Here is a 14,890-nt window from a genome sequence, read left to right on the forward strand (position 1 = left end):
CGACCAGCTCGGCGCCGCGCTCGAGCGCATCCGTCCCGCCGAGGTCCTCACCGCCGACGTTCCGGCCGACGACGCGATGCCGGCCGGCGCCGGCGCGATCAGGCGCGTCCCGGAATGGCACTTCGACATCGCGTCGGGCACGCAGCGCCTGTGCGACCAGCTCGACGTCGCGAGCCTCGAAGGCTTCGGCGCGCACTCGCTGACGAGCGCCTGCGGCGCCGCGGGCGCGCTGCTGCTTTACGCGGCAGCCACCCAGGGGCAGCAGCTGCGGCACGTGCGCAGCCTGAAGGTCGAGACCGAAACCGAGTACATCGGGCTCGATCCGGCGACACGCCGCAATCTCGAGCTGACCGAAACGCTGCGCGGCACCGAGTCGCCGACCCTCTATTCGCTGCTCGACACCTGCTGCACGACGATGGGCAGCCGCCTGCTGCGCCACTGGCTGCATCATCCGCCGCGCGCGTCCGTCGCCGCGCAGGCGCGCCAGCAGGCGATCGGCGCGCTCCTCGACGCGCCGGCGCACGCGAGCCTCGATACGTTGCGCAGCGCGCTGCGGCAGATCGCCGACGTCGAACGGATCACCGGCCGCCTCGCGCTGCTCTCGGCGCGGCCGCGCGACCTGTCGAGCCTGCGCGACACGTTCGCCGCGCTGCCGGCACTGCGCGAGCGCATCAGCCCGATCGTCGGCGACGCGGATGCGCTCGCCCGCCTCGACGCGTCGCTCGTGCCGCCCGCCGAGTGCCTGGACCTGCTGACGAGCGCGATCGCTCCCGAGCCGGCCGCGATGGTGCGTGACGGCGGCGTGATCGCACGCGGCTACGACGCCGAACTCGACGAACTGCGCGACATCTCGGAAAACTGCGGGCAGTTCCTGATCGACCTCGAAGCGCGCGAGCGCGCACGCACGGGCATCGCGAACCTGCGCGTCGAGTACAACAAGGTGCACGGCTTCTACATCGAAGTCACGCGCGGCCAGACCGACAAGGTGCCCGACGACTACCGGCGCCGCCAGACGCTCAAGAACGCCGAGCGCTACATCACGCCGGAGCTCAAGACCTTCGAGGACAAGGCGCTGTCCGCGCAGGAGCGTGCGCTCGCGCGCGAACGCGCGCTGTACGACACAGTGCTGCAGGCGCTGCTGCCGTTCATCGCCGAATGCCAGCGCGTCGCCTCCGCGCTGGCGGAGCTGGACGTGCTCGCCGCGTTCGCCGAACGCGCGCGTGCGCTCGACTGGGTCGCACCCGCGTTTGCCGACGAGATCGGCATCGAAATCGAGCAAGGCCGCCATCCGGTCGTCGAGGCGCAGGTCGAACAGTTCATCGCGAACGACTGCCGGCTCACCGCCGAGCGCAAGCTGCTGCTGATCACCGGCCCGAACATGGGCGGTAAGTCGACGTTCATGCGCCAGACCGCGCTGATCGCGCTGATGGCCTATGTCGGCAGCTACGTGCCCGCGAAGGCCGCGCGCTTCGGCCCGATCGACCGGATCTTCACGCGCATCGGCGCGGCGGACGATCTCGCCGGCGGCCGCTCGACGTTCATGGTCGAGATGACCGAGGCCGCGGCGATCCTCAACGACGCGACGCCGCAAAGCCTCGTGCTGATGGACGAGATCGGGCGCGGCACGTCGACGTTCGACGGGCTCGCGCTCGCGTGGGCGATCGCGCGTCACCTGCTCGCGCACAACGGCTGCTACACGCTGTTCGCGACGCACTACTTCGAATTGACGCAACTGCCGGCCGAGTTTCCACAGGCCGCGAACGTCCACCTGTCCGCGGTCGAGCACGGTCACGGCATCGTGTTCCTGCATGCGGTCAGCGAAGGCCCGGCGAACCAGAGCTACGGCCTGCAGGTCGCGCAGCGCGCCGGCGTGCCGACGCCCGTGATCCGCGCGGCACGCAAGCATCTCGCCTATCTCGAGCAGCAATCGGCCGCGCAGCACACGCCGCAGCTCGATCTGTTCAGCATGCAGCCCGCTGCGGACGGTTTCGAATGCGCGGACGACGCGCCGCAACCCGCTGCACCGCATCCGGCGCTGGAGAAACTGCGCGGCATCGATCCGGACGATCTGAAGCCGCGCGACGCGCTCGACCTGCTGTACGAGCTGCGCGCCATCGTCCGGTCGCACGATGCCGACGAGCGCGCCTGAGCGCCCGGCGGCCAGCCCCCGCGCGCAGCGCGACGCCGCGCCACGGATCGCGCTTGCGGCCGCCGCCGCGTTCGCGCTCGCGCAGGCCGCCGCGCTTGCCGCATCGCCGCGCGACGCCGCTGCACCGTATGCGTTCGCGGTCGTCTCCGGCGTCATCGCGTCGCCCGCGGACGAGCCGGCCGCACAACGCATGCTCGAGGCCATCGCCCGCGAGCGGGATGTCGCGTTCGTCGTCTACGAAGGCAACCTGAAGGGCGCGAAGGAAGCCTGTCGCGACCAGGTCTACACGCAGCGCGGCGCGATCCTCGGCGCGTCGCGCGTGCCGCTCGTGCTCGTGCCAGGCCGCAACGACTGGGCCGCGTGCAACACGGCGGCGGGCGGCGGATACGACCCGGTGGAACGGCTCGATTTCGTGCGGCAGACGCTGCTGGCGGACAGCGCATCGCCCGGCCCCAGCCCGTTGCAGATCGCCCGCGAGAGCGAAGTCGCGCGCTTTCGTCCGTACCGCGAAAACACGCGCTGGGTCCGTGACGACACGGTGTTCGTCGCGCTCAACGCCCCGGCGCCGAACAATCATTACCTGATCGCCGGCGGCCGCAACGGGGAATTCGAGGATCGCAGCATTGCGAATGGTTTCTGGATCGACCATGCGGCCGAATACGCGAAACGGCGCGGCGCGCGTGCGCTGGTGATGTTTTTCGAGGGGAATCCGCAGTTCGACCGTTACGAGCGTGCGGAACGCTTCGCGTGGCTGCGCTTCAATCGTCCGCGCCCGCGCGACGGCTTTCGCGAACTGAAGCGAAGCCTGGTGAAAGCCGCGACGATTTTCCGCGGCCCGATACTGGTGGTGCATGCGAGCGGCGAGACGGTGCCGGGCGGTTTCGCCATCGACCGTCCGCTGCACGAGGACAGCGGCGAACTTGTGGGCAACGTGACGCGCATCGCGATCGGCCCGCACCAGCCCGCGAATCAGTGGGTGCGCGTGAGCGCCAATCCTGCGCGGCAGACGCTCTTCAGCGTCAGCCTGCGTGACGTGCCGAAGAACCTGCCGGTGCCGCCGCCCCTTCCGGCCATGCCCCGCGACGAAACGCCGCTGCCCCAGATGCCGGAAATCCCGGCGCTGCCGGAGCTGCCCGACGCGTCGTCGGTCGCGCCACCGCTGCCGGGCGACAGCGGCGCGCCGAACGGTCTGCCGAACGGCGCATCCCAGCCGGTGCCGGTGCCGGTGCCGTCACCCGCGCCCGGCCTGCCGGCCAGCTCAGTGCAGCGTGCGCCCTGACTGTTCGCCGTCCTCGTCGTCTTCGTCCTCGTCGACGATCTCGAGCCCTTCCGCGCCGTGCGCGTGCTCATGTTCGATTTCGTCGGCGGTGGCCTCGCGGACGTCCTTCACGGTCAGCGAGAAACGCAGCGCCATGCCGGCGAGCGGATGGTTGCCATCGAGCACGACCTTGTCCTCGGCGACGTCGGTGACCGTGTAGATCAGCGTGTCGACGTCTTCGTCGGCGTCCTCGGGCGTGCCTTCGAACTGCATCCCCACTTCCAGCGGCTCGGGGAAACGATCGCGCGGCTCGATCTTCACGAGCTCCGGATCGTAGTCGCCGAACGCGTCTTGCGGCTCCAGCTGAATCTGCGCCTGATATCCCGGCTCCTGGCCATCGAGCTGTTCCTCGATCTTGGGGAACGTGCCATCATAGCCGCCGTGCAGATAGACCATCGGCTCGTCGCTTTCCTCGATCAGATTGCCTTGCGCATCCGACAGCTTGTAAGCGACCGATACGACGGTGTTTTTTGCGATTTTCATCCAATTCTCCCAAATACAAATCTCATTATACGATGCGCAAACGGTCTCAAGCCGAACCGTCGGGCAGCGCGAGCGCCCCGTTCGGCGCGCCGCCTCCCGACACGCCTACCCCGCTGCTCGGCGGCCTCACCCCGGCGCAGTTCATGCGCCGCTACTGGCAGAAGAAGCCGCTGCTGATCCGCCAGGCGATCCCCGGCATCGCCGCGCCCGTCTCGCGCGACGACCTCTTCGAGCTGGCGGGCGACTATGACACCGAATCGCGGCTGATCACGCACTTTCGTAACAAGTGGCAACTCGCCCACGGCCCGTTCGAAGCGGACGCGCTGCCGAGCGTGACGCGCCGCGCATGGACCCTGCTCGTGCAAGGCCTGGACCTGCACAACGACGCGGCGCGCGCGCTGCTCGAGCGGTTCCGCTTCGTGCCCGACGCGCGTCTCGACGACCTGATGATCTCGTACGCGACGGACGGCGGCGGCGTGGGCCCGCATTTCGACTCGTACGACGTTTTCCTGCTCCAGGTGCACGGCAAGCGGCGCTGGCGCATCGGCGCGCAGAAGGACCTGTCGCTCGAGCCCGGCGTGCCGCTCAAGGTTCTCGCTCACTTCGAGCCGAGCGACGAGTGGGTGCTCGAGCCGGGCGACATGCTTTACCTGCCCCCGCACATCGCACACGACGGCGTGGCCGAAGGCGAATGCATGACCTGCTCGATCGGCTTTCGGGCACCATCGGCCGGGGAATTGCGCACGCAGTTCCTCTATCATCTCGCGGAGCGCGGCGGTCTGCTGGACGCCGGGCGCGGCGATGCGCTCTACCGCGACCCGAAGCAGCCCGCGGTCGCGACGCCGGCGCAGCTGCCGCCGGCGATGGTCGAACGCGTCGCGGAAATCGTCAATGGCATACAATGGCGCGAGCGCGATATTGCCGAGTTCCTGGGTTGCTACCTGAGCGAACCCAAATCGAACGTCGTTTTCGAGCCGCCCACGCGGCTGCTTTCCGAAACTTCGTTCGTTGCGCAGGCGGCCCGGCGCGGCCTGCATCTCGACAGACGCGCCGCATTGATGTATAACGCGCGCTCGTACTTCATCAACGGCGAGGAAAGTCCGCTCGATCAGGCGGCCAAATGGCTGCCCGAGCTGGCCGATCAGCGCCGGATGGAGGCGAAACGCTTTGTAACACTCTCCCGGGATGCGTCCATGACAGCCTTGTTGCACGAGTGGTATTGTGCGGGCTGGCTACGGGTCGGAGTCCGGGATTAGTGTGACTTGGCCTCTATGCCCATGCGAATCAAAATTTGTATGGGAAAGACAACGTATTGACCCCGGATTTGTCGACGGTCGATAGGAAAGTGCATATAATTTCCGCCCAAGCCGTAGGGAAGATTCACGCTCTAGCAGTGCATCTCCACCGGCGGCCCAGGTCGGTGTTGGAGCACATTACCGGTATTTTGTTTCGCGCTGTTGCTTACTACCTTTATCCATAAAAGGACGTGATCATGAAGAAATCCCTCCTCGTAGCTTCCCTGTTGGCTGCTGTTGCACTGGCTGCATGCAACAAGAGCGCTGACCAAGCTGCTTCGTCGGCTGCTAGCGACGCCGCTGCTGCCGCTTCGTCGGCTGCTTCGTCGGTTGCCGCTGCTGCTAGCGATGCAACGGCAGCTGCTTCGTCGGTTGCTGGCGCTGCGAGCGATGCAGCTGCTGCTGTGGCGTCGGCTGCTTCGGCAGCGACGGCTGCTCCGGCTTCGGGCGCAAGCCAGTAAGCCTCAGCATCAGCTGAAAGAAAAACCGGCCCTCGGGCCGGTTTTTTTATGCCTGTGCGAGCCCGATACGGGCGCGCAGAGCGGCTCCCGCCACTTCCCCCTATCCTAGCCCCAGCCAGTCGAATCCAGCGTCCTGCGACGCCACGATCACGTCGCTGCCATCGGTGCCGAGCACGCTCGCGAGCGCTTGCCGCGCCAGTTCCGGCGTGTTGTTCTGCTGGCTCAGATGGGCCGCGACCAGATGCTGCAGGCGGCTGCGCTCGAGCGACGCCAGGATGCCGGCCGACGCGTCGTTGCTCAGATGCCCGTGACTGCCGCCGATGCGTGCCTTCAGCGACCGCGGATAGCGGCTCGCAGCCAGCATTTCGGTGTCGTGGTTGGATTCCAGCACCAGCGCGTCGCAGCCGCTCAGCACGGCATTGATGTGCGGCGTGGACGTGCCCACGTCGGTCAGCACACCGAGGCGGTGACGCCCATCCATGAAGACGAACTGAAGCGGTTCGCGGGCGTCATGCGGGACGGTATAGGGCAACACGGCCAGATCGCCGATCCGGGCCGTCTCGTCGCCCCACAGGACGTTCAGCTCGACGTCGGCGTCGTCCGCGCCGACGGCGCGCGCCGTGCCCCAGCTCATGTAGAGCGGCAGCGACGCGCGCCGGGCGAGCGTCAACGCGCTGCCGACGTGGTCACTATGTTCGTGCGTGATGAGAATCGCGTCGAGATCGTCGACGCACAGGTTCAGGCGGCCGAGCCGACGCTCGACCTCCTTGGCCGAAAAACCGCAATCGAGCAGCACGCGGGTCGTGGTCGTGCCGCTCGCGGCCTCGACGACGAGGGAATTGCCCTCGCTGCCGCTGCCCAGACTGGCGAATCGCACGCGCTTAGTTGAGCTGCGCGTGGAGCAGCGAAATGATCTGCTTCGCTTCCGACGAGTTGTCGACCTGGCCGTTCGCGTCGATCACGGCAACCTGCGTGCCGCCGCCCTGCGCGCGCACGTTGACGAGGAACTCCTTGCCGGGCTTCGCCGCCGCCGGGCCGCCGTAGAACAGCTTGCCGAACAGGCCGTCGCGCTTGAGCTCTTCCATCGAATTCGCAAAGCGGACGTAGTAGAGGCCCTTCTCGCGGTCGCGGTTGTCGACGGTGAAGTTGGTGCGGTCGAGCGCGAGGCCGACGCGCAGCCACGCGCGATCGAACGATTCAGCCAGCTGCAGCGTCGCCGCGCCGGCGTTCGTGTCGGCAACCCGGGCCGGCCCCGTCGCGGGCCGCGCATCGGTCAGCAATTGCTTGGCCTGCGACTCGGTCAGGCCGAATTTCTCCATCAGCTTCGCCAGGAACACCGCTTCCAGCACCGGGTTGCGCGGACGCTCCTCCCAACGCGACGACGTGCCGCCCTGCGGCCCGACCATCATCTCCTCCATCGCGCTGTGCGTGATCGAGATGTCGGTATCGCCGTTCGCCGTGCGGCTCACCAGCGTGCGGAAGCGATCGCGCGTGCCGGACGAATACGCGAAGTCGATGACGCGGCCGACCGTGCGGCGGAACCAGTCGTCGGGGATGTTCGCGCGGTTCTCGGCCCAGTCGGTGATCATGATGCCGGTCGACGGCGCATCCGTCTTCAGCGAGAAGCCGCTGTCCTGCCAGAAATCCTTCAGCTGCGGCCAGAGCTGCTCGGGCGTGCGGCCGTCGACCACCAGCCAGCGGTGGTCGCCGTCGCGCTCGATGTGCATCCCGAGCGGATCCTGCGCGCTCGGCACGCCGTCCGTCGCATTGCCCGCCGCCGTCACCGCGCGCTGCGGCAGCGTGCCGAGACCCGCATTGCTCGGCGGCGCGATGTACTGCTGGCTCATCGGCACAGTCGTCAGGTCGCTCGGCACAGCGAGCGGCGGCGCGGAGCCGGTGTTCTTGTAGTTGACGCGGTCCGGCGCCAGATAATCGTTCAGCGTGTCGCAGCCGGCAAGCGTGCCCAGCGCCAGCGCCATCACCGAAATCTGCATGGCGCGAGAGGAAAAGGCGAAACGTTTCATGAAATCCTTCGTCTTGCTAGAGCGCTCGTCAGGAGCGGTGCCGGACACGGCCGGCCGGTGCGGGTTGATCGACAGGAGCCTGCGGCCGCGATACGCGGCCGCCTGGCATCAGTTGAGGACGCCGGCCTCGACAAGGGCCGAGCGAACCGCCTCGTGGCAACGCTCGTCGAGCGGCGTGAGCGGCAGGCGGATGCCGCCCTGGATCTTGCCCATCGCCTGCAGCGCCCACTTCACCGGGATCGGGTTCGCCTCGATGAACAGGTTCTTGTGCAGCGACAGCAGCTTCATGTGGATCTCGCGCGCCGTCTTCACGTCGTCTGCGAGCGCCGCGCGGCACAGCGCGCTCATCGCGCGCGGCGCGACGTTTGCCGTCACCGAGATGTTGCCGTGGCCGCCCAGCAGCATCAGCGCGATCGCCGTCGGATCGTCGCCGCTGTAGATCGCGAAATGCGCCGGCGCGCCCTTGATCAGGTGCGCGGCGCGATCGATGTTGCCCGTCGCTTCCTTCACGCCGATGATGCCCGGCACCTGCGCGAGGCGCAGGATCGTCTCGTTCGTCATGTCCGCGACCGTGCGGCCCGGCACGTTGTACAGGATCACCGGCAGGTCGACCGCCTCGGCGATTGCCTTGAAGTGGCGGTACATGCCTTCCTGCGTCGGCTTGTTGTAGTACGGCACGACCTGCAGCGTCGCGTCCGCGCCGACCGCCTTCGCGTGCCGGGTCAGCTCGATCGCCTCGGCCGTCGAGTTGCCGCCCGCGCCGGCGATGATCGGGATGCGCTTCGCCGCATGCTCGACCGCGGTGCGGATCATCAGGATGTGTTCTTCGACGTTGAGCGTCGCGGATTCGCCGCTCGTGCCCACCACGACGAGCGCATCGGTGCCTTCTTCGATGTGCCAGTCGATCAGTTTCCGAAACGCCGGCAGATCGAGACTGCCGTCTTCGAGCATCGGGGTGACGATCGCGGGGATGCTGCCGCGGATTTGAATGCCGTCTTGAGTGCCGTTAGCCATGAAACGCGATTGATTTGAACCAGTAAATGTCGATTGTAGCGGATTAGCCGGTCAGTTCGTAACGCGGAATTCCCGCCCCTTTTCCTGCGGCCGCGCCATCGCGCACCGCGCAGATTCTTTGAATGAAGGCTTCGCGCGGCGCCGCGACGAAGCCGTCCTCGAACGCGACCACCTTCAGCCGCCCCCGCACCGCCTCCAGCAACTCGCCCGGCGCCAGCAGGAATGCCGGGTTGGACGGTTTGCCGACGGTTTCGTTGCCTTGCGCGAAGGTCTCGTAGATCAGCACGCCGCCGGGCGCGAGCGCATCGATCAGATGGGGCCAGAGCGGACGGTGCAGGTAACGCGTGACGACCACCGCCGCGAACTGCGCGTCGGCCGGCAACGGCCACGGCGCGCCCTCGAGATCCGCTTCGCGGGCGTCGACGCCGGCAATCGCGCGCAGCGCGTCGAGCGCCGCGGGATCGCGCTCGAGCGCGACGACCGGATGGCCGCGCGCCGCGAGCCAGCGCGCATGCCGCCCGCCGCCCGCGGCGACGTCCAGCACCGCGCCACCCGATGGGATCAGGCGCGACCAGCGGACAACCCAGCGCGACGGCTCGGCGAGTGCGCCGTGACCGCCCGCGGCGAGGATGACCGGTTCGCGCATGCCGCTCAGCTGTATGAGAGGCCCATCGCCTCGCGCACGTCGCGCATCGTCTCCGTCGCGTACTTGCGCGCCTTGTCGCAGCCGTCCGCGACAATTGCGCGCAGCAGCGACGGATCGTCCATGTACTTCTGCGCGCGTTCGAGCATCGGCTGCTGTTCGCGCAGGATGCCCTCGATCACCGGCTGCTTGCAGTCGAGACAGCCGATGCCCGCCGAGCGGCACCCCTTCTGGACCCAGTCGTGGGTCGCGTCGTCGGTGTAGACCTGGTGCAGCTGCCAGACCGGGCACTTGTCCGGATCGCCGGCATCGGTGCGGCGCACGCGCGCCGGATCGGTCGGCATCGTGCGAACCTTCTTCGTGATGGTCTCGGCGTCTTCGCGCAGGCCGATCGTGTTGCCGTACGACTTCGACATCTTCTGGCCGTCGAGGCCCGGCATCCGCGACGCTTCGGTCAACAGCGCCTGCGGCTCGACGAGGATGATCTTGCGTGCGCCTTCGAGATAGCCGAACAGGCGCTCGCGATCGCTCATCGACAGGCTCTGCGACTCGTGCAGCATCGCGCGCGCCTGCTCGAGCGCCTCGTCGTCGCCTTCCTGCTGATACGCGTTGCGCAGCTCGTGATACAGCTTCGCGCGTTTGCCGCCCAGCTTCTTCGCGGCTTCGAGCGCCTTCTCCTCGAAGCCCGGCTCGCGGCCATACAGATAGTTGAAGCGGCGCGCGATCTCGCGGGTCATCTCGACGTGCGGCACCTGATCCTCGCCGACCGGCACCAGCGAGCCGCGATACAGCAGGATGTCCGCTGCCATCAGCACCGGATAGCCGAGGAAGCCGTAGGTCGACAGATCCTTGTCCTTCAGCTTCTCCATCTGTTCCTTGTAGGTCGGCACGCGCTCGAGCCAGCCGAGCGGCGTGCTCATGCCGAGCAGCAGCGCGAGTTCCGCGTGCTCGGGCACCTTGCTCTGGATGAACAGCGTCGCCTGCGCCGGGTCGATGCCGGCGGCGAGCCAGTCGATCAGCACGTCCCACACGTTCTTCTCGATGACCTCGGGCGTCTCGTAGTGCGTCGTCAGCGCATGCCAGTCGACGACGCAGAAGAAGCACGGGTACTCGGACTGCAGCTTCACCCAGTTTTTCAGCACGCCGTGGTAGTGGCCGAGGTGCAGCGACCCGGTGGGCCGCATGCCGGAGAAAATACGATCTGGGAACATGATTGTCGTTAGAAAAGCGAGGCGAAAGGAGTCAGGATGGCCATCAGGACGTCATAGCCCACATTGACGAGCGGACGCAGCCAGAACTTGGTCAGCACGCCCGTCGAGACGAGCAGCAGGACGATGATGAAACCGTACGGCTCGATGCGGGACAGCGCGATGGATTCCTTCGGCGGCAGCAGCGCCGCCAGGATGCGGCCGCCGTCGAGCGGCGGCAGCGGGAACAGGTTCAGCACGCCGAGCACCAGGTTCACGCTGACGCCGGCCGCGGCCATGCGCGTGAAGAACGGCTCGTCGACGGCGGCGGCGGCGAGCGCCACGCTCGCGATACCCCACACGAGCGCCTGCACGAAGTTGCACGCGGGGCCGGCGAGCGACACCCACAGGCTGCCCCAGCGCGGATTGCGCAGGTTGCTGAACGCGACCGGCACGGGCTTCGCATAACCGAACAGGAACGCACCGCCCGTCAGGAAGTACATGACGAGCGGAATCGCGATCGTGCCGACCGGATCGATGTGGCGCATCGGGTTGAACGACACGCGGCCCATCATGTAGGCGGTGTTGTCGCCCAAGAGGCGCGCGGCGTAGCCGTGCGCGGCCTCATGCAGCGTGATCGCGAAGATCACGGGCAGCGCGTAGACGGCGATGGTCTGTATCAGGGAAGCATCCATAGCACGCTATTGTAACAAGCGCGACCGCGCGCAAGTCGAACGGCGCCGGCGCTCACGCCGCGTCGAGCCCGAACGGCTCGAGCGGCCCGCGCCCGGCGCGCACGAGCTGCGGCGCATCGCCCGTCAGGTCGATCACGGTCGATGGCTCGCGCGGGCATGCGCCGCCGTCGATCACGAGGTCGACCTGCTTCTCGAGCTGCGCGCGAATCTCCTCGGGATCGTTGAGCGGATCGGTGTCGGACGGCAGGATCAGCGTCGTGCCGAGCAGCGGCTGGCCGAGCGCCTCGAGCAGCGCGAGCGTGATCGCGTGATCCGGCACCCGCAGCCCGATCGTCTTGCGCGACGGATGCGACAGGCGCCGCGGCACCTCCTTCGTCGCCTGCAGGATGAACACGTAAGGCCCCGGCGTGACCGACTTGATCAGCCGGTACTGACGGTTGTCCACCATCGCGAAGTTCGCCAGTTCCGACAGGTCGCGCACCAGCAGCGACAGGTGCTGCTTGTCGTCGAGACCGCGGATGCGGCGCACCCGCTCGACCGCGTCCTTGTCGTCGAGATGGCACGCGAGCGCGTAGCTGGAGTCGGTCGGCAGCGCGATCACGCCGCCCTGATTGACGATCTCGACCGCCTGCTTGATCAGGCGCGGCTGCGGATTTTCCGGGTGAATCCTGAAGAATTGGGACATGAGGACACGATGAGTGGGGAGATCATGCGTCGCGCGGCGCAGCCGCCGGGTGCGCCGCGCAAGGCCTGGGCGGCGTCACAGCCAGCGTTCCCAGACCGGCTTGAGATCGGAAGGCAATGGCGGCAGGCTGCCGAGCTCGACCCGCCCCTCGCCCGGCGCATGGAAATCCGAACCGCGGGATGCCTCGAAGCCGAAGCGGCGCGCGACGTCCGCATACTCCCGGTATTGATCGGGCGAATGGCTGCCCGTCACCACCTCGATCGCACGGCCGCCGAGGTCGATGAATTCGCCGAAGAACGCGTCGAACTCCAGCGGCGAATACCCATAGCGGCCCGGATGCGCGATGACGGCTTCGCCGCCCGCGCCGCGGATCCACCGCACGGCGTCCGGCAGCGACGCCCACCGGTGCGGCACGAAGCCCGGCTTGCCGTCGCCGAGGTAGCGGTCGAACACGTCGGAGATCGATGCCGCACGGCCGCTCTCGACCAGAAAGCGCGCGAAATGGGTGCGCGAGACCAGATCGGGATTCGACACGTACTTCAGCGCCCCCTCGTACGCGCCCGGGATGCCGAGCGACGCGAGCTGCGCGCCGATCGCCTGCGCGCGCGCCGCGCGGCCATGACGCGTGCGAAACAGGCCTTCGACGAGTGCCGGATCAGCCGGATCGATGTTCAGGCCGACGATGTGAACCGTTCGCGACGCCCAGGTCACGGAGATCTCGACGCCGTTCAGGTAGCGCATGCCGAGCGCCTCCGCCTCGCTGCGCGCCGCCTGCTGGCCGCCGATCTCGTCGTGATCGGTCAGCGACCATAGGGTCACGCCGCCGGCATGCGCGCGGCGCGCGACGTCGGCAGGCGACAGCAGCCCGTCGGAAACATTCGAATGGCAATGGAGATCAGCGTTCATCGTCGGCATCGGAGGTGAAGCTTCATTCTACTGCAATGCGACAAAATGCCGTCCATGCCCCCGCGGACTACGCGCAGAACGCCTCGATCAGCGCAGCGATCTGCTCCGGCTGGTCATGGTGCACCATGTGGCCGGCATCGTCGACCCGCTTCTCGCGCCAATCGGGGAACGCGTCGAAGCGCGCCTTGAACGCCGCCAGCGGCACGTCGCCCGCGAGATACGCGAGCGTCGGCGAATTGACCGCCTCGACGTGCAGCACCTTCGCGCGCACCCGGGCCCAGATCGCCATCACCTCGTCGAGCCGGTACAGGAGCGGCCCCCGCATCTTGTGCGCGGGATCGGCAAGCAGGCAGTAGCGTCCGTCGTCGTCCTGCCGCGACCAGTGCGCGGCGAGAAACGCCGCGCGGTGTGCGGCGAGCCGCGGATTGGTCTTGATCAGCCGGGCCGCCACCTCGTCGAGCGACGCGTAGGACTTGAGCGCCGGCGGCTCGCGCAGCTCGTCGAGCCAGCCGCTCAGCCGGCGCGGCGCCTGCTCCGCCCGGGCGGCCGGCAGGCCGAAACCCTCCAGGTCGACCACCCGCCGCACCCGCTCCGGCCGCACGCCCGCATACAGGCAAACGACGTTCGCGCCCATGCTGTGCCCGACCAGGTTGACTTCGCCGGCCGGCGCATAGTGGTCGACCAGCGCGTCCAGGTCGGCCACGTAGTCGTGAAACCAGTAGTGGCCGCCGCCCTGCCGCGCCACCGGCCAGTCGGACAGGCCGAACCCGCGCGCATCCGGCGCGATCACCTGCCAGTCGCCCGCGAGCGCGTCGACGACGAACTGGAACGACGCCGCGACGTCCATCCAGCCATGCAGCATGAACAGCGTCGGCGCATCCGGGCGGCCCCAGCGCCGCACATGCAGCTTCACGCCGCGAACCGTGACGAAATCGGAGACAGAACGGGTGGCAGTCATCGCATCGGCCATGAAAAAGAATGATCGTTCGATTATAGCGGCGACCGGGGTGTCGTCACGCGTGCCGGCCCGCCCGCGTGTCGAGGCACGCCTCTACGCGTCAGGTGTTCGCGGAGGTGGATGCGGTGCCGTCCTGCGCGGCCAGCTCGTCCAGTTCGGCCGCGTCGAATCCGGCGCTGCGGCGCGCGTCGAAGTTGAACGGGCCGCGCAGGCGCGGCGCGTGGTACTGCTGCGCCAGTTGGCGGTAGGTCGGCACCGGGTCCACGTCCGCGCGCTCGCACAGATGACGGAACCAGCGGTTGCCGATCGCGACGTGGCCGATTTCGTCGCGCAGGATGATGTCGAGCAGCGCCGCCGACGCGTGATCGCCCGCCTGCGCGAGCCGCGCGCGAATCGGCGGGGACGCATCGAGCCCGCGCGCCTCGAGCGTGCGCGGCACGAGCGCCATGCGCGCGAGCACATCGCCCGCGGTCCGCTCGCACATGTCCCAAAGGCCGTTATGCGCGGGAAAATCGCCGTATGCATGACCGAACTCGGCCAGCCGGCCGGCGATCAGCGAGAAGTGATACGCCTCTTCGGCGGCGACCGTCAGCCAGTCCGCGTAGAACGCGGCCGGCATGCCCGGGAAGCGCCACACCGCGTCGAGGGCCAGGTTGATTGCGTTGAATTCGATGTGCGCGAGCGCATGCAGCAGCACGGCCCGCCCTTCCGGCGAGCGCATGCTGCGGCGCTCGAGCTGGCGCGGCTCGACGAGCGCGGGACGGTCCGGCCGCCCCGGCAGGCCGGGTGGCTCGGCCAGCGCGAGCGACGGGTCGATCGTCGCCTGCCCGGCGCGCAACGCATCGTGAAGCGCACGCACCTGCGCGGCTTTCGGAACGGGCGCGGGCTCGCGAAGCGCCGCGAGCGCCGAACGGCGCACGCACGGCGCAGCGCCTGACGGAGGGGAAATCATGCTCATGAACAGGAACACCATCGATCGCGCATCGGGAGCCCGCGCGCGCAACGGTTTAGAATAGCCTCTTGTGCCACGGCGATGCGCGCCGGGCAGAACGCGCCATTGTACCGGCACCCT

At 68.1% G+C, this 14,890-nt stretch carries 15 protein-coding genes; 3 read left to right on the forward strand and 12 right to left on the reverse strand.

Features of this window, described 5'->3' with window-relative positions; all coding sequences use genetic code 11:
* On the forward strand, positions 1-2,149 hold a 2,149-nt coding region (mutS, locus tag LIG30_RS15415; RefSeq protein ID WP_038713479.1), incomplete at its 5' end, for a DNA mismatch repair protein MutS.
* Positions 2,130-3,428, forward strand: coding sequence for a hypothetical protein (locus LIG30_RS15420; RefSeq protein ID WP_083494056.1), 1,299 nt, complete (start codon positions 2,130-2,132; stop codon positions 3,426-3,428). The genes mutS and LIG30_RS15420, both read left to right, overlap by 20 nt.
* Here LIG30_RS15420 and LIG30_RS15425 read toward each other — a convergent pair.
* Complete coding sequence (locus tag LIG30_RS15425) at positions 3,408-3,950, reverse strand: FKBP-type peptidyl-prolyl cis-trans isomerase (RefSeq protein WP_038713480.1); 543 nt, start codon at positions 3,948-3,950, stop codon at positions 3,408-3,410. The two genes, LIG30_RS15420 and LIG30_RS15425, sit on opposite strands and share 21 nt — an antisense overlap.
* A 32-nt stretch (positions 3,951-3,982) precedes the next feature.
* Between LIG30_RS15425 and LIG30_RS15430 the strand changes: the two genes are divergently transcribed.
* On the forward strand, positions 3,983-5,206 hold the full coding sequence (locus LIG30_RS15430; protein WP_038713481.1) for a cupin domain-containing protein: 1,224 nt from the start codon (positions 3,983-3,985) through the stop codon (positions 5,204-5,206).
* Between the two features lie 381 nt (positions 5,207-5,587).
* Here LIG30_RS15430 and LIG30_RS27465 read toward each other — a convergent pair whose 3' ends face one another.
* The 11 genes from LIG30_RS27465 to LIG30_RS15480 form a co-directional block, all read right to left on the reverse strand.
* Positions 5,588-5,716 (reverse strand): hypothetical protein, encoded by a 129-nt coding sequence (locus tag LIG30_RS27465; protein WP_268760706.1) that lies wholly within the window; start codon positions 5,714-5,716, stop codon positions 5,588-5,590.
* Between the two features lie 90 nt (positions 5,717-5,806).
* The gene (locus tag LIG30_RS15435; protein ID WP_038713482.1) at positions 5,807-6,583 is read right to left on the reverse strand and encodes an MBL fold metallo-hydrolase; all 777 of its coding nucleotides are present in this window, start codon (positions 6,581-6,583) and stop codon (positions 5,807-5,809) included.
* Positions 6,584-6,587: 4 nt separating this feature from the next.
* Entirely contained in the window at positions 6,588-7,730 is a 1,143-nt protein-coding gene (bamC, locus tag LIG30_RS15440) for an outer membrane protein assembly factor BamC (RefSeq protein ID WP_038713483.1), read from the reverse strand.
* Between the two features lie 108 nt (positions 7,731-7,838).
* Complete coding sequence (gene dapA, locus LIG30_RS15445; protein WP_038713484.1) at positions 7,839-8,744, reverse strand: 4-hydroxy-tetrahydrodipicolinate synthase; 906 nt, start codon at positions 8,742-8,744, stop codon at positions 7,839-7,841.
* Between the two features lie 43 nt (positions 8,745-8,787).
* Positions 8,788-9,390 (reverse strand): class I SAM-dependent methyltransferase, encoded by a 603-nt coding sequence (locus tag LIG30_RS15450; RefSeq protein ID WP_038713485.1) that lies wholly within the window; start codon positions 9,388-9,390, stop codon positions 8,788-8,790.
* Positions 9,391-9,395: 5 nt separating this feature from the next.
* Complete coding sequence (locus tag LIG30_RS15455) at positions 9,396-10,598, reverse strand: tryptophan--tRNA ligase (RefSeq protein WP_038713486.1); 1,203 nt, start codon at positions 10,596-10,598, stop codon at positions 9,396-9,398.
* 8 nt (positions 10,599-10,606) lie between these two features.
* Positions 10,607-11,269 carry a site-2 protease family protein gene (locus tag LIG30_RS15460; RefSeq protein ID WP_038713487.1) on the reverse strand — a complete coding sequence of 221 codons (663 nt, stop codon included), beginning with the start codon at positions 11,267-11,269 and terminating at the stop codon, positions 10,607-10,609.
* Between the two features lie 52 nt (positions 11,270-11,321).
* On the reverse strand, positions 11,322-11,954 hold the full coding sequence (locus LIG30_RS15465; protein ID WP_038713488.1) for an L-threonylcarbamoyladenylate synthase: 633 nt from the start codon (positions 11,952-11,954) through the stop codon (positions 11,322-11,324).
* Positions 11,955-12,029: 75 nt separating this feature from the next.
* Positions 12,030-12,860, reverse strand: coding sequence for a 3',5'-nucleoside bisphosphate phosphatase (locus LIG30_RS15470; RefSeq protein WP_038713564.1), 831 nt, complete (start codon positions 12,858-12,860; stop codon positions 12,030-12,032).
* 67 nt (positions 12,861-12,927) lie between these two features.
* Positions 12,928-13,818: an alpha/beta fold hydrolase gene (locus LIG30_RS15475; RefSeq protein ID WP_038713565.1), complete on the reverse strand. Its 891-nt coding sequence runs from the start codon at positions 13,816-13,818 to the stop codon at positions 12,928-12,930.
* A 100-nt stretch (positions 13,819-13,918) separates the two neighbouring features.
* Positions 13,919-14,776: a ferritin-like domain-containing protein gene (locus tag LIG30_RS15480; RefSeq protein ID WP_152986105.1), complete on the reverse strand. Its 858-nt coding sequence runs from the start codon at positions 14,774-14,776 to the stop codon at positions 13,919-13,921.
* Positions 14,777-14,890 lie beyond the last annotated feature (114 nt).

The sequence above is a fragment of the Burkholderia sp. lig30 genome (genome assembly GCF_000687455.2).
GTDB lineage: Bacteria > Pseudomonadota > Gammaproteobacteria > Burkholderiales > Burkholderiaceae > Burkholderia.